The sequence below is a fragment of the Pseudoalteromonas sp. S1727 genome (genome assembly GCF_005886375.1).
Taxonomy (GTDB): domain Bacteria; phylum Pseudomonadota; class Gammaproteobacteria; order Enterobacterales; family Alteromonadaceae; genus Pseudoalteromonas; species Pseudoalteromonas haloplanktis.
In genome coordinates this window covers 71,106-89,341 of record NZ_PNDT01000009.1, presented here as the reverse complement: position 1 = coordinate 89,341, position 18,236 = coordinate 71,106, and the positions used below count along the sequence as shown (strand labels likewise).

The 18,236-nt window shown below is 41.2% G+C and carries 16 protein-coding genes; 8 read left to right on the top strand and 8 right to left on the bottom strand.

The window, feature by feature from the left end; genetic code table 11:
* Positions 1-24: 24 nt before the first annotated feature.
* Genes CWB85_RS02580 through CWB85_RS02570 form a run of 3 tightly spaced genes read right to left on the bottom strand, consistent with a single transcriptional unit; the run spans position 25 to position 2,755 of the window.
* Entirely contained in the window at positions 25-1,932 is a 1,908-nt protein-coding gene (locus CWB85_RS02580) for a DUF7305 domain-containing protein (protein WP_138554021.1), read from the bottom strand.
* Positions 1,932-2,372 carry a GspH/FimT family pseudopilin gene (locus CWB85_RS02575; RefSeq protein WP_138554020.1) on the bottom strand — a complete coding sequence of 147 codons (441 nt, stop codon included), beginning with the start codon at positions 2,370-2,372 and terminating at the stop codon, positions 1,932-1,934. Before CWB85_RS02575 ends, CWB85_RS02580 begins: the two co-directional genes overlap by 1 nt.
* Positions 2,372-2,755 carry a type IV pilin protein gene (locus tag CWB85_RS02570; protein ID WP_138554019.1) on the bottom strand — a complete coding sequence of 128 codons (384 nt, stop codon included), beginning with the start codon at positions 2,753-2,755 and terminating at the stop codon, positions 2,372-2,374. The genes CWB85_RS02575 and CWB85_RS02570 overlap by 1 nt, the downstream gene beginning before the upstream one ends.
* A gap of 229 nt (positions 2,756-2,984) precedes the next feature.
* Here CWB85_RS02570 and CWB85_RS02565 point away from each other — a divergent pair, with 229 nt between their 5' ends.
* Entirely contained in the window at positions 2,985-4,067 is a 1,083-nt protein-coding gene (locus CWB85_RS02565; protein ID WP_138554018.1) for an endonuclease/exonuclease/phosphatase family protein, read from the top strand.
* A 24-nt stretch (positions 4,068-4,091) separates the two neighbouring features.
* Here CWB85_RS02565 and CWB85_RS02560 read toward each other — a convergent pair whose 3' ends face one another.
* Positions 4,092-5,474 (bottom strand): NAD-dependent succinate-semialdehyde dehydrogenase, encoded by a 1,383-nt coding sequence (locus CWB85_RS02560; RefSeq protein ID WP_016708133.1) that lies wholly within the window; start codon positions 5,472-5,474, stop codon positions 4,092-4,094.
* A gap of 193 nt (positions 5,475-5,667) precedes the next feature.
* On the opposite strand from CWB85_RS02560, the gene CWB85_RS02555 reads away from it, so the two are divergent.
* Positions 5,668-6,705 carry an NAD(P)H-dependent flavin oxidoreductase gene (locus tag CWB85_RS02555; RefSeq protein WP_138554017.1) on the top strand — a complete coding sequence of 346 codons (1,038 nt, stop codon included), beginning with the start codon at positions 5,668-5,670 and terminating at the stop codon, positions 6,703-6,705.
* A 134-nt stretch (positions 6,706-6,839) separates the two neighbouring features.
* Here CWB85_RS02555 and CWB85_RS02550 read toward each other — a convergent pair whose 3' ends face one another.
* Positions 6,840-7,355 (bottom strand): NUDIX hydrolase, encoded by a 516-nt coding sequence (locus tag CWB85_RS02550; RefSeq protein ID WP_138554016.1) that lies wholly within the window; start codon positions 7,353-7,355, stop codon positions 6,840-6,842.
* A 153-nt stretch (positions 7,356-7,508) separates the two neighbouring features.
* On the opposite strand from CWB85_RS02550, the gene CWB85_RS02545 reads away from it, so the two are divergent.
* Genes CWB85_RS02545 through CWB85_RS02525 form a run of 5 tightly spaced genes read left to right on the top strand, consistent with a single transcriptional unit; the run spans position 7,509 to position 13,033 of the window.
* Positions 7,509-8,849, top strand: a complete 1,341-nt coding sequence (locus tag CWB85_RS02545) for a sigma-54-dependent transcriptional regulator (protein WP_016708130.1) — start codon at positions 7,509-7,511, stop codon at positions 8,847-8,849.
* A gap of 20 nt (positions 8,850-8,869) precedes the next feature.
* A complete protein-coding gene (locus tag CWB85_RS02540) occupies positions 8,870-9,079 on the top strand; it encodes a hypothetical protein (protein ID WP_016708129.1) in 210 nt (69 codons plus the stop codon).
* Positions 9,080-9,100: 21 nt separating this feature from the next.
* Positions 9,101-10,585: a sensor histidine kinase gene (locus tag CWB85_RS02535; RefSeq protein ID WP_016708128.1), complete on the top strand. Its 1,485-nt coding sequence runs from the start codon at positions 9,101-9,103 to the stop codon at positions 10,583-10,585.
* Positions 10,586-11,047 (top strand): response regulator, encoded by a 462-nt coding sequence (locus CWB85_RS02530; RefSeq protein WP_016708127.1) that lies wholly within the window; start codon positions 10,586-10,588, stop codon positions 11,045-11,047.
* A 21-nt stretch (positions 11,048-11,068) separates the two neighbouring features.
* Complete coding sequence (locus CWB85_RS02525; RefSeq protein WP_138554015.1) at positions 11,069-13,033, top strand: response regulator; 1,965 nt, start codon at positions 11,069-11,071, stop codon at positions 13,031-13,033.
* Here CWB85_RS02525 and CWB85_RS02520 read toward each other — a convergent pair.
* The 3 genes from CWB85_RS02520 to CWB85_RS02510 are packed head-to-tail and all read right to left on the bottom strand — an operon-like array spanning position 13,020 to position 16,680.
* Complete coding sequence (locus tag CWB85_RS02520) at positions 13,020-14,024, bottom strand: LacI family DNA-binding transcriptional regulator (RefSeq protein ID WP_016708125.1); 1,005 nt, start codon at positions 14,022-14,024, stop codon at positions 13,020-13,022. The two genes, CWB85_RS02525 and CWB85_RS02520, sit on opposite strands and share 14 nt — an antisense overlap.
* Before the next feature lies 1 nt (position 14,025).
* Complete coding sequence (locus CWB85_RS02515; RefSeq protein WP_138554014.1) at positions 14,026-15,360, bottom strand: glycoside-pentoside-hexuronide (GPH):cation symporter; 1,335 nt, start codon at positions 15,358-15,360, stop codon at positions 14,026-14,028.
* 21 nt (positions 15,361-15,381) lie between these two features.
* Entirely contained in the window at positions 15,382-16,680 is a 1,299-nt protein-coding gene (locus tag CWB85_RS02510; RefSeq protein ID WP_016708123.1) for a GH1 family beta-glucosidase, read from the bottom strand.
* Positions 16,681-16,962: 282 nt separating this feature from the next.
* On the opposite strand from CWB85_RS02510, the gene CWB85_RS02505 reads away from it, so the two are divergent.
* Entirely contained in the window at positions 16,963-18,228 is a 1,266-nt protein-coding gene (locus CWB85_RS02505; protein WP_138554013.1) for a sugar MFS transporter, read from the top strand.
* Positions 18,229-18,236: the final 8 nt, after the last annotated feature.

Below are 18,236 nucleotides of genomic sequence, written 5' to 3'. Positions count from 1 at the left end.
AGGGGATTTAGAGTTAACTATTTGCTATTCTTTATTTTCCTCTACCGCATAGCGCCAGCCTTTAAATACCAAGTGGCTGCTTGAGCTTGAAGTACTGCCATCACCTGCGCTTACATCAGCAAGTGCGGTATCGTAGTGGATGCCGCCAGCACCAGATACATTAACCGTATTACCTAGCACAGAGCCCTTAAAGCCAACCGAAGAAGTTATTTCAACATGGCTTAATGGTGCGTATATAACTGCGTAAGCTTGCTCAGTGCCGCCTGAAAAGCTAACACCAGTGTCATTGCCCGAATAGTTACTGTATATGCTAAATACCGGTTTCCCTAGTGCCGTAATGCCATTTGTCGGAGTATAGACTTGGGTACCAGCACCAATATTAAACTTGCCTAGAACTATAATCGTTAAACTACTTTGCTCAGGGATTGTCAGTGAGCTGGCACCACTCATGGTAAAGTCACCTTGTACAAATAAGGTGGCGTGGTGGTTTTCTTTTACAGATAAATGACCTTTGATACTGATATTATCAAAATACATAATATCCGTTGGCTTATCTAAAAAACGCGTTGATTTTGCTGTTATATCACTATCAGGTGTACTTGCATTATCAACTAGAAACTCTGCTTTACTGGTGAAAAGTTGCAGATGATCACCTTTGCCAGAGCCACTAATGAACAAATCTTGGTAATTATTTAATGGATCATCTAAGTCATTAATCGCGTTGTTGATACCCAGAGGGTCGCAACTTGTAGTGCCGCTAGCAGCTCCATTTTCAGTAAAGTCTATTTTCTTCACTGGTGAAATAGTATCAATTACCAGTGGTGGTGAAGTTTTATATGGGGCGAGGTAATACTCTGGTGTATCGCCTGTAAAACTACCATTACCAAGATAACGTAAATCATCACTGCTGATAGTACTGCCCCATTGGGTAAGTGCGACATTGCCTAAGACTTTTACTCCACCACTGACTGTCCCCCCTTTTTGGCTGTAATTACCGTGACTTTGCACTCCTCCTAAAATAGTCGGTTGGTTAAGCGTGGTATCGCCTTGGCTAAGAACTTTTCCATCAATTGTGTTACCTGTAATTGCAATGTTAGCGCCCGAAGTAATATTACCTGCGACATAGGTTTGTTTTAGGGAAATATCACCATTTGCTTGAATGTTGCCACCGACGCTGCCACTTTGTTGGCTGTAATAGAGATACGCGGTTACATTGCCACCAATTTTGCTATTGCTTGGTAAGCTTAAATAGCCATTTGAATGCACGTTACCACTGATATCTGCAGAGCCAGTAAGTTTGATGCTGTTGGATGCAATCACATCACCAAAAATTTTCCCATTACCTGATAAAACAATGGTGCTATCGCCATCTAAAGTTTGTACAAAAGCTTGTTCGCTGTAATTTTGGCTACCGTCACTTAGAGTGGCGTTGTAATCGCCGAGTGAAGAATCATAACTGTCAATTTTCCCGCTACCACTTAAACTTATACCTGAACACCCGGTGATCCCCGGTGAGAATGGTGAACTGCCAGTACTGCCGGGTGTTTGTACAAATTCAAAAATTGCTTCTAAATTAGCTTCGCCTTCAAAGCGATTACCCGTGCTAGAAATCACTAATTCGCCATCGTTATTCACGGTTAAATTGGCATTAAAAGCGGTTGCATCCAGTGTACCAATACCATTGATAGACGCATTTTGATTGACTAAATCAGCTAAGTTTTGTGTTGGATCATTGAGTAGTTGTTGGTTGAGTTGCTGCATACTGGCGTATACACCTTTTTCAGCCATTAAACGGGCATTAAGCTGCTTTTGATAATTCCCGCTGAGGCGCTCTTGAATAATAGTGTCACGTAGTGAGCTTAACACTACTAAAGTTGCCATTGAGGTGAGTATTAATACTGTTATTAGGGTAAAGCCTTTTGAGTTTCTCATTAAGCACAACCTTGCGGTTGTTCGCTAAGCCAGCTTTGTCCACTTGGTAAAATACACAATTGCATATCAATGGTACTGCTATCCTGATCCGTTACTGTGATTTGATAAGCTTGGTTGAGCTCTCCTGTTGCAGAGACACTTAAAGTCGGCAAATCGATAGTAATGCTCGCATGCTGAATCGTAAATTCTTGCAAGATGGTCGTTACGCCATCGACATCAGTCTTTGCCTGCCAGTGTTCGGGTTTTGCTTGTAATATCACCGTTTGGTTACGCTTAATAGCTTCACTGCGTGAGTATTTATAGACACTCTGTAATTGATTCGCATGGGTGACAAGACGGTCATGTTTGATAAACGCCATATAATTGGGCGCTGCAAGTACAGCCATAATACTGACAATAGCCACCACTATCATTAATTCCAGTAAAGTAAAACCACGCATTAGCCATTCCAACAGTTATCAGTTTGAGCTGTTTGCTGGCCACTGTGATTAATCATTAAAGTACCGCAACTATCAGCCGTTTGTGCCCCTTTAGGTACAGCTTCTAGTACAAAAGTTATATTATCTGATTTGTAATTAAATTCATAGTATTCAGTATCTTGTGTGGCAAATTCGTTAGGGTAACGACCGTTTCTACTATAGTGACTTTCTAGGCTGGCACTGCCTTGGAGCATGATTTGTTGGATATTAGCACGGCGACTTTTAAGCATATGCTCAGTGTAGTTTGGCATCGCGATGCGATATAAAATGCCTAAAATAGCGATAACTATCATCAGTTCGACTAAAGTAAAGCCATGTTGTAGAAAGTAGCGATGATTGCGCATTGTGGAAGGCACCTAAAAAGTACGAAACAAAGCGGTTCCGTAGCGAGTTTATAAATCCTTTTTAGATGCGCAAATTTTACACTGCTTTGCACATTTTTAGAACGCTCAATATGCAATCAGGTACGATGAGTTTGTAATTTAATGATTACATATGTATTTTTTCTGTTTTTCATTACTGATTCATACGTAACTGTTATGCTAGCTGTATAAAAAATAAAAGGAATGAAGAGTGCTTATTTTACTTGCCATTATTTCGACCATCTTACTTATCGCCAGCTTGTTGCCACTTTCTTATAGCCAGCATTATATGGTTCGAGGCGGCGACTTTATTCGTTTGCAAGTATGTTATGGTGCGCTTATTAATTTATTGCTAATCGCCAGTTATGCTGTTTTAGTGATGAGTTCACCACTACTTATTGTTCTGGTAATTGCAAACGTGCTGGTGCTAATACTGCAAGGTTATTGGATTTATCCTTATTGCTGGTTTGCTCGTCATGAAGTAAAAAATAGTCACTCTCATGCTCCCCATAGTATTCGTATTATGAGTGCGAATGTGTTGATGTCTAATCATAATAGTGAGGCATTGATCAGCTTAGTAAAACAGCATCAGCCGGATTTATTGGTCACACTCGAAACTGATACTTGGTGGCAAAATCAGCTCGCAGCGCTGCATAATGATTACCCGTATCGTATAGCGTGCCCGAAAGATAATCGCTATGGCATGCATGTGTTTAGTAAGTATAAAATAATCCAATCACAGGTATGTGAACTTGTTTCAGACGATATTCCGTCTATTCATATATTGTTTGAAAATGCTGATGGCTTGCAAATGCAAGGACATTTTATTCATCCTGAGCCGCCAAGTCCGACAGAAAAAGACACTTCGCGAACGCGAGATAGCGAGCTTATTATGGTTGCCAAAGCCGTTAAAGATCCTATTCGGCCAGTTATCGTTGCGGGGGATCTCAATGATGTTGCATGGTCACGTACCACACAATTATTTATGAAACTGAGTGGCTTTTTAGACCCTCGTAAGGGGAGGGGATTTTTTAATACTTTTCATGCTGATTACTTTTTCATGCGTTGGCCATTGGATCACTTATTCCACAGTCCCGGGTTTACTGTTAAGCGGATCAAGCGCCTAGCTAAATATGGTTCTGATCACTTTGCTTTGTTAACTGAGTTAGTATATGAAGATGCTGAGCAGCAATCATTGTTAAAAAAAGATGAGGATACGGCTGAAATAGCAGAGCAGTTAAAAATGAATCGGGTTGATAAGCGTCAAGTACCAACCTTTAAAAAGGGCCAATAAAGGCCCTTTTTACAAAGCCACTGCTTAGCTATTATCAGCGATCATTATGGTTTTGATATTCACGAATTCACGGATACCAAAACCGCCATGCTCGCGGCCATAACCGCTGTCTTTAACGCCACCAAAAGGTAAATTGGGCTGAGCAAGACCGTAACCATTGATATTGACCATCCCGGTATCAAAGTATTTTTTCGCCAGCTCAACAGCTTGTTTTTCATCTTTAGAGAAAATACCGCCACCTAAACCATAGCGGGAGTCGTTGGCAATGCGCATCGCATCCTCGTTATCTTTTGCTTTGATCAGTGAAGCAACAGGACCAAATAGCTCATCATCATAAGCAGGCATGCCAGGTGATAAATTTTCAATTAAGGTAGCGGGATAGTAAAAACCTGTTTGCGTGGGGATTTCGCCACCGAGAACAACTTTAGCACCAGCTTTAATAGATTTTTGTACCTGATCGTGTAGCTTATCTCTTAAGTCTTCACGTGCCATTGGCCCAAGGTCGGTATTTTCATCCATTGGATCACCAAGTTTTAGGCCCTTAAATTGTTCAATAATACCGGCTTTAAATTCATCATATAAAGAATCAACGACGACGAAGCGTTTTGCTGAAACGCATGTTTGACCGTTATTGATCATCCTACCTTGCACACAAGTTTTAATTGCCAATTCTAAATCAGCATCATCAAGCACTAAGTAAGCATCGTTACTACCCAGCTCTAAAACGGTCTTTTTCACCTGTTTACCTGCTTGTTCGGCCACTTTTTTACCCGTACCGTCACTGCCAGTAAAGGTTATCCCACGAATTGCTGGGTGGCTGATCAGCTCACTGGCTGTTTTGCCATCAATGAGTAAATTTTTAAATACATGGCTTGGGAAACCGGCATCAGCAAACATCTGCTCTATTTTCTCAGCCATACCAAACACATTACCCGCGTGTTTAAGTACGGCGGTATTACCAGCCATAATGTTAGTCACGGCATAACGTACAACTTGGTAAAGCGGAAAATTCCAAGGCTGAATACCGAGTAAAACCCCAATCGGTTGGTAAGAAATGATGGCGCGGCCCGTTTCCATTGAGCGTTGCTCATCCGCTAATTGTGCAGGCCCATTTTCAGCAGTATAACGGCAGATAGCGGCGCAAAGTTCAACTTCCTGAAAGCCTTGTGAGTAAACCTTGCCCATTTCTGCGGTCATTAATTTAGCTATGCTCTGTTTATTTTCCTCAAATATCACGGCTAACTGATTTAAATGTTTAGCCCGCTCAGTAAACGAGGTCATACGCCACTGTAAAAATGCCTCGTGACTTTTATCTATCTCATTTTTTGCTTGTGCTAGGTCGAGCAAGGTATAGTCTGCAATAGTTTGCTCAGTAGCAGGATTAATCGTAGTTACTGTGTTAGTCATCATTTATCTCCTTACAATTTGTATTGAGTAAGCAGTGTGCAAAGCTAACACCAACTCTGCGGTAAATGATTTCACAGTTTTAAGTTGTTGCTATAAAACAATTTTTGTTTTTTGAAATTGTTTTTATTATTCAGTTATTATTTTTGTATCGGTAAAAAGTGCAGGTGGCTGAAAAAGTTACAAGGAGAAAGTTATGGCGTTATCTTTATTTAATACTCAACAACCACTCATTCAAGCGCCAATGGCAGGGGTGCAAGATTTTCGTTTAGCGGCGGCAGTGAGTAACGCTGGTGGCTTAGGGTCATTACCCTGTGCCATGCTCTCTAAAGAGCAATTATTGAGTGAGCTCACCGCTTTGACCCAAGCAACTAATAAACCTTATAACCTTAACTTTTTTTGCCATACACCGGCCTGCTACACACAACCGCAAAAACAAAAATGGCATCAATTGCTTGCGCCCTATTTTATTGAGCTGGGTATAGATGATTCAAGCTTAGGTATGACGGCATCACGTCAGCCAATTGATGCAGACACTGTCGCGCTGATTGCGCCTTTTAAACCGCCAGTAGTGAGCTTTCATTTTGGTTTACCAGCTGCAGCAATTGTGCAACAAATTAAAAGTTGGGGTGGCAAAGTTATTTCTACAGCAACAACAGTGGATGAAGCTAAGTGGCTAGAAGCTAATGGGGCCGATGCTGTTATAGCACAAGGTTTAGAAGCAGGCGGCCACAGAGGGCACTTTTTATCAATGGACTTAAGTTTACAGCAGCCAACGACTAAGCTGGTTGAGCAATGTGTGCGGGAGCTAAATATAGCTGTAATTGCTGCCGGTGGTATTGCAATCGTTGAGGATGTCAAACAAATGCACTCACTTGGTGCTGCTTTGGTACAAGTTGGCAGTGCATATTTGTTGTGCCAAGAGGCAACAACATCAGCGCTGCACCGCGACGCTATTTTGCAGCAGCCAGTGAATAGCACTGCACTGACAACGATTTTTTCAGGGCGCGCTGCGCGTGGAATTGAAAACCGTATTATGCGCGAGCTTGGCACTATGCCACAGCAAGCTCCTGCATTTCCATTTGCCAGTATTGCGCTAAGTGCATTGCGCGCTAAATCTGAAGCACAAGGTAAAAGTGATTTTTCGCCGTTATGGTGTGGGCAAAAATACATTGTTAGAGATGCGTTTAGCGCTGCTGAAATTACTAAGCTGTTAGCACCAGATAATGCATAATTTAGCGATGTGACCATTAGGTGATCGTTATTATTAATTCGTCATAGCGCCTTAACTTAAATTAAGGCGCCACTGGCTAGGTTAAATTAAACTGCTGTTTTTCAGGGGGCGGTATGTTTTTAATTTCGCAGTGCTTACTTAAGTTGTTCGGCTATCTGTTTTAATAAGTAGGTTTCACGAATGATCGACAGCCCTTGCTTATCACTGTTTGCCAGCGTGCGCTCATTATGGGCAATGGCATCATAAATATTGACCCACTTTGCGGTCATGCCATTTTGTTGCTCATAATGTTCTAATTGAGCTTGGCCTAATTTTTCATCAATGCTGCAATAATAGCAGTAAGATTTTATATGGATCACAGCAAAATCATCTTTATACCAAGGGCGATATTCTTCATAAAGGCCAAACTCGTTAAGTATTTTTATATTCTGTGCGCCGGTTTCTTCTTGTAGTTCGCGAATGAGTCCTTGTTCTATACTTTCACCTTCATCTATCCCCCCGCCAGGGAGGCTGTAATCTTCATAACGGGCGGTGTACATTAATAAAATGTCAGTTCCATTTAGGGCTATTGCCCGCCCCGTTAAGCGAGTAAACTGGCGAGGGTCATTGGCATTAACACTGGGGTGAATAGCAGTCTTAAGTAAGCGCATAGCTTTCCTAACTGTAAAATATTTTCAAGAATTATAACGCAAAAGTGATCAATAAAATTTTTTCGTACGTAAACTGTGGGTTAAGAATCAATCCTATAGCATAAAAGGATTAATGTGTTAGGCTCAGTAATAATAAAAGCATAGGGATTTTTCATGTTAAACATACTTTTAGTTGATGATGACAATGAGTTTAGTGAGGTTGTTTGTCATATTGTTGAGTTTTTAGGGCATAACATCAACACCGCGGCAAATTTAGCCGAAGCAGAGCAATGGTTTGTTAATAATCACTTTGACCACGTTTTCCTTGATTTTATGCTGCCAGACGGCAGCGGCTTACATTTAGTTGAGCACCTTAAGAGTATAGGTCAAAAACCTAAAATAACGCTTATTTCAGGCCACCCTTCAGTAAAAGGTAAATTGGCTGAGATGTGTGAGCCAAATGTTGGCCATTTAGTTAAACCTTTACAACGTGAAGATATTGAACGCGTTTTAAATCCTAAAAAAGTAGCCGTTAAGAAAAAAACAACGCCGAGTATTAAAAAACATTTTGGTACCTTGATCGGTGAGTCACCGCAAATGCAGCGGCTTTACACTATGATTGAGCGAGTCGCAAACACCAGCGCTAACGTGATGTTAATGGGTGAAAGTGGTGCTGGTAAAGAAGTTGTGGCACAGGCGATTCATAACGCCAGTGCCTGTAGTGGCCCATTAGTGGCAACTAACTGCGGCGCACTTTCAAAAGAGCTAATAGGCAGTGAGTTGTTCGGCCATGAAAAAGGTGCATTTACAGGCGCAATTGCCCGCAAAGACGGCGTATTTGAACAAGCTATGGGCGGTACGTTGTTTTTAGATGAAGTAACCGAAATGCCTATTGATATGCAGCCGAATTTACTGCGTGTGCTGGAAACTAAAAAAGTCACTCGAGTAGGTGGTAGTAAAGAAAGCGCAGTTGATTGTCGAGTTATTTCTGCGACTAACCGTTCGCTGGAAGACTTGGCGCAAAATAATATTATCCGTGAAGACATTTACTTTCGTTTAGCGGTATTTCCTATTGATATTCCGCCACTTCGAGACCGAAAAGAAGACATCAGTCTACTCGCTAGCGCATTTTTAGAGCAGTTAAATGATGAAAACAATACTGATTTTCAGTGGCAAGCCAGCCAGTTAAAATTGCTTGAAAGCTATGATTGGCCGGGAAATGTGCGAGAGCTGCGCCACGCGATTCATCGTGCTTTTATTATGAGCGATCCAAAAGGTAAGGCTATTACCCTGCCAGATAACTTAGAGTCGCCATTTTCTCGAATTAATAAGCGTACCCAAGTCAACCAAGTCAGTGCTGGACAAACGATTGAAGAAGTTGAAAAAGAGTTGATCCATGCCACGTTAGATAAAGTACAAGGCAATAAAACTCTGGCGGCACAAATGCTGGGGATCAGTACAAAAACGTTATATAACCGCTTAAATGCATACGGTGGCATAGGCGAATATAGTTAGATAATTTCGGCAGGAGAAACATGAGTAATAACGAACCGTTAAATAAACTCGTTCATGATGCGCGAGCACCACTTAACCGTATCTCAATGAATGCAGAATTAATTAAATTGGTAATTGAAAACGATATGCCTAAAGATAAAGCGTTAGCGGCATTAGATAAAATAATTAGTAATTGCCAGCAGTGCAGTGACAGCTTGCAAAAAATAGCGGACTCAGATGTCACTGAATAAACAGTTTTTAAGGGAAAGTAAATGAAGCAAAAAAAGCAACAAGGTAGAACCAATGTAGTCTGGGCTAGCTTTATTGCTGTAGTGCTATGTATTGTCGTTGGCAATGCTATTTTGGCCATGAACACTATTCAAAGTCTTACGCAAACTCAACAACGTTTAGACGATACTGGGATGCTAAATACCGCCATTGAAAAGCTTCACCTTTCTATTGTGCAGGCTGAGTCAGGGCAACGTGGCTTTTTACTAACCGGTGATGAGGCGTATTTAGCGCCTTATTACGATGCTGTTTTACAACTTAACTCACAAGCTAAGTTAGTTAAAGGCTTACGTACCGAAATCGATGGTCAAGCAGATAAAGTCGCTCGTTTATTGTTTTTAGTTGATGATAAAGTGGCAATCTTAACCAGAACCGCCGATTTAGCTTTAGCGGATAAAGAGCGTCGTGCACATTACTTATTAGAGACTCACCAAGGTCGTAAGCTGTACGAGGAAATTCGCTTACTTGCTGATGAAATTCAAGATGCTGAATCAGCCTTTAAACTTGCTCAATTTAGAAAGTTAGGACAAATCAAAAAAGAGGCAAAAGTCACATTTGCGATTACTGCAGTGACGAGTGCGTTATTAATTATTGGCATGTTTGTGTTAACACGGATCAACTTACGCACCTCAGCAAAATACCGTGAAGAGCTGGAGTATCAGAATGAAACTTTGGCGGCGAAAGTGACTGAGCGTACTCAGGAATTAACTTTATATTCTGATGAATTGAGTCGCTCTAACCGTGAACTTGAAGAGTTTGCCTTTGTGGCAAGTCATGATTTGCAAGAGCCACTGCGTAAGATTCAGGCCTTTAGTGATCGTTTAGAAACCATGTTCAAAGATGAGCTGGGTGAAAAAGGCATTGATTATATAGCGCGAATGAAAAATGCAGCGCAACGCATGTCTAACTTAATAAATGACCTATTGGAATTCTCGCGAGTGACTACCCGCGGCAAAGATTTTGTCGATACCGATTTACAAAAAGTACTTGATGAAATCTTGAATGATTTGGAGATTGCGATTAAAGAATCAAATGCGCAAGTTCACGTTGGTCAAATGCCCGTAATACAAGCTGATCCAAGTCAGATGGAGCAGCTGTTTTTAAATTTAATTTCGAACGCGGTGAAATTTAGGCGGCCAGAAATAGCGCCTGTCATTCATATAGATTACGCACATCAAACGCAATTCAGTGAAGATCTTAATACCGACGTAGAATGGCAAGTTATTACAGTCAAAGACAATGGCATTGGGTTTTCAGCTGAGTATACGGACAAAATTTTTGTGCCGTTTCAGCGCTTACACGGACGCTCACAATACAAAGGCACCGGTATAGGTTTATCGGTATGTCGACGAATTGTAGAGCGTCATGGCGGCACTATTACAGCTCAAAGCGAAACGGGTGAGGGGGCAACCTTCATCATAAAACTACCTGTGGAAAGTGAACTTTTCACATTGCAAGGAGAGGCTTAAATGCCGTTCACTAAAGTAAAGCCAATCACCATTTTAATGGCTGATGATGATGAAGATGATCGTTTATTAACTCAAGATGCGTTGACAGAGAGCCGCGTGCTTAATGAATTGCACTTTGTTGAAGATGGTGTGGAATTGTTGGAGTACCTTGAACGTAAAGGTAAGTTTGAAGACAGAGATTCATCACCACGACCAAGTTTAATTCTATTGGATTTAAATATGCCGCGCATGGATGGGCGAGAAGCACTGCAAGCAATCAAAGCCAACCCGAACTTAAAAGGCATCCCGGTGGTGATTTTAACGACCTCAAAGCAAGAGGAAGACATGGTTAAAGGGTATGACCTGGGCGCCGCCTCTTATATCACTAAACCGGTGACCTTTGATGGTCTTGTTGACCTGATGAAAACACTCGGTAAGTATTGGGTTGAGTTTGTAGAATTACCGAGTACCTATAACGATTAGAAAGTAACCACTGGAGACACTATGTTAGATAAGGCAACTAAGCTGCTATTGGTTGAAGACGATGAAGATGATTACATACTTACCTGCGATTATCTTGAACAGCTTAATTCCCATACATTTGATATAGAGTGGATCAGTGACCCCAAGCAGGCAGTGCAGCTATTAAGTCAAAACTTACATGATATCTGCCTGCTTGATTACCGTTTAGGCGCATCGGATGGCCTTGTTGTATTAAAACAAGCGGTCGAAAATGGCTTTACTGGGCCAATTATTATGCTTACTGGGCAGTCAAATGATGAACTTGACTCTGCAGCATTGGATGCAGGCGCAGTTGATTACCTAGTTAAAAATGAAATGAGCAGTAGCCGTTTTGCACGTTCAATTCGCTATGCATTAGCACGGCGAGACATTGAAGATGAGCGTATCGAACGGTTGAAAGCGGAAGCCGAAAATCGCTCTAAAGACCGCTTTTTAGCTCATTTGAGTCATGAATTACGCACACCTTTATCCTCCATTTTAGGTTATACCGAATTGCTCATGCAAAGTGACCTAAATGACCATGCTAATAATGAGCTTGGTGTAATTTATCGAAATGGTAAGCACTTATTAAGCTTGTTGAATGATGTGCTCGACTTATCAAAAATAGCCGCCGATAAATTAGAGCTCAGCTGCAGTGATGTGAACCTTGATAGCCTTATGGCTGATGTGTTTACTCTGATGCGAGTGTCTGCGCTTGATAAGGGCTTATCACTGCGTTTTGAATCATTACAGCCTTTACCGCTGGTGGTAAATATTGATGCGACGCGGTTTAGACAAATTTTAATTAATATAATCAACAACGCAATTAAGTTTACTGAGCAAGGTGAGATCATTGTTCGTGCGTGGACAAAAGTTGTTGATGGTACTGAAATGCTATTTTTTAGTATTAAAGATTCAGGGTTGGGCATTGCGCCAGAAAAACAAGCGTTGATATTTAAACCATTTGAACAAATAGCAGATGTTGAATCGCGCTCTGTTGGCGGTGCTGGTTTAGGGCTTGCTATTTGCTCTGAGTTATTGAGTCGCATGCAAGGCGGTATAACCTTGGAGTCGGCAATAGGCAAGGGCTCTGAGTTTACTATTTCTTTATATCCCGGCAATATTCAAGCGGTTGAACGGCATTTACTAAAGTTGGATCTAACCCCTAATATGCAGCAAAAAACCGCACCATGTAAGGTCACAGGTCGAGTGTTAGTAGTTGACGATTTACGTGATTTGCGGGTGTTGGTAGGGCATATGATTGCCTCTGCTGGAGCGAAAGTTGATTACGCCGAGCACGGCAAGCAAGCACTTGATAAAGTAGCCAAAGCGCAGCAGCAAGGTGAACCATACGATATAGTTTATTTAGATATCCATATGCCGGTGATGGGCGGTAAAGAAACCGCCATTGAGCTCAGAAAGGCTGGGTTTACGGGAGCTATTATTGCGCTTACCGCCGCAACGATGAAGGGCATTCATAATGAGCTTACAGCCTTGGGGTTTAATGATGTAATAGGCAAGCCTGTTGACGCTAATTTATTGTATTTGTGCTTGCAAACCTATTTAGCTAATAACACGCAAAAAACCAAGGAGGTTGTGCCTGCACTCGATAGTTTGCAAAATAAAATGCGTTTTTTATTAGTTGAAGATGATGCCGATGCGGCGCAAATAACCCAATTATTACTCGAAAGCTTAGGCGTACAAACAAGTATTGCGACCAGTTATGAGCATTGTGTTGCCATCTTAAAAGCGGATAGCAACTTTGATAAGGTTTTATTAGATATGCATTTACCGGATGGCAGTGGCTTGGAGTTAGCAGCTTATATCAAGCTGCATTACCCTCAGTTATCACGTGTTATTGTCAGTGGTATGCAGCCTGAACCGTTGCAACTAGAACAACTCAATATTGAGCATGTTTTATTAAAACCAATTAATCTTGCATTGTTAACCCAACTTATTGAGGGATAGCAAGTACTGATTGGCGGATGATTAACTCCGGCTCAAATAAAGTTTGTAATGGTGACGTGTTTTTGTGATAAACATTGCTCAATACCCAATCGGCAGCCATGCGACCCATTGCACTGATTGGGTAATTTATAGTGCTCAATGGTGGGGAAATATGGCGAGTAAAAAACACATTATCGTAACCCATAATCGATAATTGTTCGGGTAATTTAATTTTATACTCTCTTGCTGTGGCCATTGCACCAGTGGCCATTTCATCATTGGCGCAGATCAATGCAGTAAATTGAGGCGCATTGTTATGTAAGTGCTGAAAGCCTGTAGCACCGCTGTCTTCCATGAAATCACCTTGATACAGTAATTGCTCATTAAAGTTCAGGTTATACTCAGCTAAGGCTTGCTTATGCCCAGCTAAGCGATCTTGGGCATCTTTTTTCCACAATGGGCCACTAATATAAGCAATATCAGTATGGCCTTGCTCTAAGACGTATTTAGCAGCTAAGTAACCACCTTTCACGTTGTCTAAAATAATACAACGTGAAGATAATTCTTCAATATAGCGATTGATTAGCACAAAAGGGGTTTTCCCTTTACTAAGCTCTATTAGGTAATCATCACTAATAGCCTCAACATGCAAAATTAAACCATCGCAATTGCGACTAATTAAAAATTCAATAGCCTGTTGTTCGCGCTCTTCATCACTATGACCTGCGGCGATGATCACATGTTTGCTCTGCTTACGAAACGCGGTTTCTATCCCACTCATCATAGGGCCATAAAAAGGACCCTGTAGCTCAGAAACGAGTAATCCCACGCTATTTGAGCAATTTGATGCTAACGATTGAGCTATGGAGTTTGGTCGATAACCTAACTCTGTCATCGCACGAGTTACTTTTTCACGGGTTGCATCGCTGACATTTGCATTATTATTCATCACTCTTGAGACGGTTGCTAATGACACGCCAGCAAGTTTTGACACCTCATAAATGGTGGCCATGTTATTCCTTTTGACTGTGGGCTACTAAATCGTCATTTATCTGTTTTAAAGTTTTATTATCAAGAATATACCTTGTCATGATCAAAGCGACAAGTACGCTGCCAATAGCAGGGTAAAGAGTAAACGAGGTTAAAATTCCAGTTTTAGTCAGCTCAGTTAATTCAGTATTTGCTTGGTAACCATAATAAGCTAATAACCAGCCAGCAATCGCGCCACCCAGTGCTAAACCGAGTTTAATAAAAAACACCACACTCGCGTAAACAAGACCGGTTAGGCGGTGACCATTTTGCCATTGTCCGTAATCGATAGCGTCGGCCATTTTTGCCCATAGCAGCGGAGTTGCCATTTGAGTGAAAAAACACCATAAAAAGTACACTGCAAAGGCTAAAATAAGCTGCTCGCTAGGTAACCAAAAGGCAACACAGCTAAGAGCCGCAGAAATATACTGTAGATAGATATAAGCGGTTTTTTTATCAATGCGTTTACTCAATGGTTGCGCACAGGCACAGCCTAAGATATTGCCTATCATACCGAGAGTGACAAAGTGAGTGACTAAATCACCTTCCCCGAGCACATATTTTACGTAATAAATTGCTAAGGTGGTACGTAATACCATACTGGTTAATAACATTAGGGCGGCAGCACAGAGTATTTTAAACGGCCCGTTTTGCCATAAAGTGGCCATTTGTGCTTTAAGAGTCAGGGTTTTATGCTGCTGTGCCACTACCCGCTCTTTGGTAAATCGAAAGCACACTAAAAATAGTATCACGCCAAAACAGCTCATTATGACCATAGTGAGTTGGTAACCAAGGGCGTTATCCCCATGACCAAGCCAATTGACTAAAGGTAGCGTACAGCTACTTACGAGTAAGCCACCTAACATGCCAAATACAAAACGATATGATTGAATTGAAACGCGCTCATTAGGATCGCGGCTAAGCACGCCACCTAGTGCTGAGTAAGGTATGTTAATTGCGGTGTAGACCAACATCAGTAAAGTATAAGTGACAAATGCATAAATCACTTTGCCGCTTGGACTAAGATCTGGCGTTGTAAAGGTAATAATACTGATCACCCCAAATGGGATTGCCAGCCATAATAGATAAGGGCGATAGCTGCCGTATTTTGTGCGTGTAGCATCTGTGAGTGCGCCCATTAATGGGTCGGTAACTGCATCAATGATGCGCACGACTAAAAATAAAGTGCCGACTATAGCAGGCGATATGCCAAAAATATCAGTATAGAAAAAAGTCAAAAATAGCATTACGGTTTGAAAAATGATGTTACTGGCAGTATCACCTAAGCCATAGGCTATTTTTTCTTTTTTAGTTAGCATAATTGGCACTCAATTTTATTGTTATTTTTTACGTTGTTGCAGTAAGCGGCGATATTGTTTAGCGCTTTCTTTAAGTATCCGTTGCTGATTCGAATAGTCAACATAAACCAAACCAAAGCGTTTTTCGTAGCCGTACGCCCATTCAAAGTTATCCAATAAGCTCCATGCAAAATAGCCTTTGACATCAACGCCTTGAATTATTGCGTCATGAACAGCATTAAGATGGGTATGATAGTAGCTTACTCTTGCTAAATCAGCTACTTGCCCTTCATGCAAGTGATCTGCCATGGCCGCGCCATTTTCTGTTACATAGACTTTGGGTAACTGGTATTGCTCATTTAACGAAACCAATAACTCAGTTAAGCCTTGCGGATAAACTTCCCAGCCCATATCCGTGACTGGCACATTATCAATATTAGCCTCGGCAAACCAGTTATCTTCAGTGTTGCGATAATGTATGCGGGTATAGTAATTAACCCCAATAAAGTCAATTGGCTGGCTAATTATAGCCATATCGCCAGGGGCAATTACTGGCTGTACGTTGATATTGAGTTTGCTCAGCAAGTCAGGGTATTGTCCTTCTAGTACTGCTTTGATGTACCACTGGTTATGATATTGATCGGCAAGCATTGCTGCTGTTTGATCTGCTGATGTCAGTGGGTAGCTCGGGCTAAAGTTTAGTACAATCCCAGCTTCAGTATCAGGACAGTTTTGGCGTAACACTTGCATCGCAAGGCCGTGTGCTAATAGTAAGTGATGAGCAGCTTGACGTCCTGCTTGCTGACTTTTGATACCTGGTGCATGAACACCTATTTCGTACCCTAAATAAGCACTACAAAATGGTTCATTTAAAGTGGCATATGAATCGACCAAGCCGGTGAGCTCTTTACTAATTACATCGGTGTAGGCTGCAAAAGCGTAGGCGGTCTCACGGTTTTGCCAACCACCTTGATCCTCTAAATGTTGTGGCAGATCCCAATGATAAAGAGTGACATAGGTTTTAATATTTCGTGCTTTTAATGCAGTTAATAAATTACGATAGAAACTAATGCCTTGTTCATTCACTGTACCATCTTGATGCAGCACGCGCGGCCATGAAATAGAGAGTCGGTATGCATCCACGGCTAAGTTTGCGATCATTTCAATATCTTGTTGCCATAAATTGACATGATCGCAGGCAATATCGCCATGGCTATTATCAGCAATTGCTCCAGGTTTTGAGCAAAAAGTATCCCAAATACAAGGTAAGCGGGTATCACGTGCTCCTTCAATTTGAAATGAAGCCGTTGCTACGCCAAATACGAACTGTGGCATTAGCATGGGGGAATTTGAGGGCAGTGATATAGTTTTAAATTCGCTCAAGGTGCACCTTTTAATTTTCGGTAGTCGTAATCGCTTAATATTTATTTTGAAGACAGCATAGCTTTTCAATGTAAGCGCTTACAAGTTTTTTGTAAATAAATTGCTAAATTCGATTTATATGTTATAAATGTAAGCGCTTACATTTAATGTTGCAACTATTTTTTGTTTTTATAGTTTTAATAAAAGAACCTGCTAGTAGTTGTAATAAACTGATAATTAAAAACAATTAGAGATTTTAATATGGCACATGTCACACACACTTTGGCAGAGAACGAACATAGCCAGCAACCATTGGGCAAGCAAACGTTTGCTTTAACGTCGTTGACCACACTATTTTTTATGTGGGGATTTATTACTTGCTTAAATGATATTTTGATCCCGTATTTAAAAGGTATGTTTTCGCTAAATTATACCCAAGCAATGTTAGTTCAGTTCTGCTTTTTTGGGGCTTATTTTGTAATGTCGATCCCTGCGGGGAAGTTGGTTAGTAAAATTGGTTATCAGTTTGGTATTGTCGTCGGGCTTGTGGTTGCCGCTATAGGGTGTGCACTTTTCTATCCTGCAGCAGTGGCACATGTTTATGAATTATTTTTATTGGCGTTGTTTGTATTAGCATCGGGTATCACTATTTTACAAGTATCAGCTAATCCATATGTAAGTGTGTTGGGGTCGCCTAAAACAGCCTCATCACGCCTAACCATGACTCAAGCATTTAATTCATTAGGGACTACAATAGCGCCTATTTTTGGTGGTTGGTTAATTTTAACTGAAGTGAGTCAAGCAACGGCAGAGCAAGTGAAACTCCCGTATTTAATGCTGTCAGCCAGTCTATTGGTGCTTGCGGTTATCTTCGCATTTTTAAAATTGCCGAAATTAGGTAAAGAAAGTGACTCTCAAGTTCAAAGTCAGCAGGTTGAAGGATTTGTTGATTTAGGTAGTGTGTGGCAATACCGTCATTTACTGTTTGGCGCATTAGGTATCTTTGTTTATGTGGGGGCTGAGGTTGCCATTGGTAGTTTCTTGGTGGGTTTTTTAACGCTTGATCATATTAGCAGTTTAACCGAGCAGCAAGCGGCTCATTACATTAGTTATTACTTTGCCGGTGCGATGATAGGCCGTTTTATTGGCGCAGTAGTGATGCAAAAATTTGATGCCGGTAAAGTGCTGGCATGTCATGGCTTACTTGCCATTGTATTGATTGTTATGGCAATGACTGGCCAAGGTGGATTTGCCATGTGGGCGCTTTTATTGGTCGGTCTGTGTAACTCAATCATGTTCCCAACTATTTTTAGCTTAGCGTTACAGGGGCTTGGTAAATACACTTCACAAGGGTCAGGTATTCTTTGCTTAGCGATTGTTGGTGGTGCGATTATTCCACTACTACAAGGTGTACTCGCTGACAGTATTGGCGTGCAGTTAGCGCTGTTACTACCAATAGGCTGTTATTTATATATCACTTACTTTGCGCTGGTTGGCTCAAAAGTATCTTCTCCTCGTCATAAATAATAGGTGCA

What these genes read in the sequence shown, in the direction of transcription:
- CWB85_RS02530 (WP_016708127.1), top strand. Translation starts at nt 10,586, where the DNA reads ATGCCGTTCACTAAAGTAAAGCCAATCACCATTTTAATGGCTGATGAT.
- CWB85_RS02545 (WP_016708130.1), top strand. Translation starts at nt 7,509, where the DNA reads ATGTTAAACATACTTTTAGTTGATGATGACAATGAGTTTAGTGAGGTT.
- CWB85_RS02580 (WP_138554021.1), bottom strand. Translation starts at nt 1,932, where the DNA reads ATGAGAAACTCAAAAGGCTTTACCCTAATAACAGTATTAATACTCACC.
- CWB85_RS02515 (WP_138554014.1), bottom strand. Translation starts at nt 15,360, where the DNA reads ATGCTAACTAAAAAAGAAAAAATAGCCTATGGCTTAGGTGATACTGCC.
- CWB85_RS02570 (WP_138554019.1), bottom strand. Translation starts at nt 2,755, where the DNA reads ATGCGCAATCATCGCTACTTTCTACAACATGGCTTTACTTTAGTCGAA.
- CWB85_RS02540 (WP_016708129.1), top strand. Translation starts at nt 8,870, where the DNA reads ATGAGTAATAACGAACCGTTAAATAAACTCGTTCATGATGCGCGAGCA.
- CWB85_RS02555 (WP_138554017.1), top strand. Translation starts at nt 5,668, where the DNA reads ATGGCGTTATCTTTATTTAATACTCAACAACCACTCATTCAAGCGCCA.
- CWB85_RS02510 (WP_016708123.1), bottom strand. Translation starts at nt 16,680, where the DNA reads ATGCTAATGCCACAGTTCGTATTTGGCGTAGCAACGGCTTCATTTCAA.
- CWB85_RS02525 (WP_138554015.1), top strand. Translation starts at nt 11,069, where the DNA reads ATGTTAGATAAGGCAACTAAGCTGCTATTGGTTGAAGACGATGAAGAT.
- CWB85_RS02575 (WP_138554020.1), bottom strand. Translation starts at nt 2,372, where the DNA reads ATGCGTGGTTTTACTTTACTGGAATTAATGATAGTGGTGGCTATTGTC.
- CWB85_RS02505 (WP_138554013.1), top strand. Translation starts at nt 16,963, where the DNA reads ATGGCACATGTCACACACACTTTGGCAGAGAACGAACATAGCCAGCAA.
- CWB85_RS02560 (WP_016708133.1), bottom strand. Translation starts at nt 5,474, where the DNA reads ATGACTAACACAGTAACTACGATTAATCCTGCTACTGAGCAAACTATT.
- CWB85_RS02550 (WP_138554016.1), bottom strand. Translation starts at nt 7,355, where the DNA reads ATGCGCTTACTTAAGACTGCTATTCACCCCAGTGTTAATGCCAATGAC.
- CWB85_RS02520 (WP_016708125.1), bottom strand. Translation starts at nt 14,024, where the DNA reads ATGGCCACCATTTATGAGGTGTCAAAACTTGCTGGCGTGTCATTAGCA.
- CWB85_RS02535 (WP_016708128.1), top strand. Translation starts at nt 9,101, where the DNA reads ATGAAGCAAAAAAAGCAACAAGGTAGAACCAATGTAGTCTGGGCTAGC.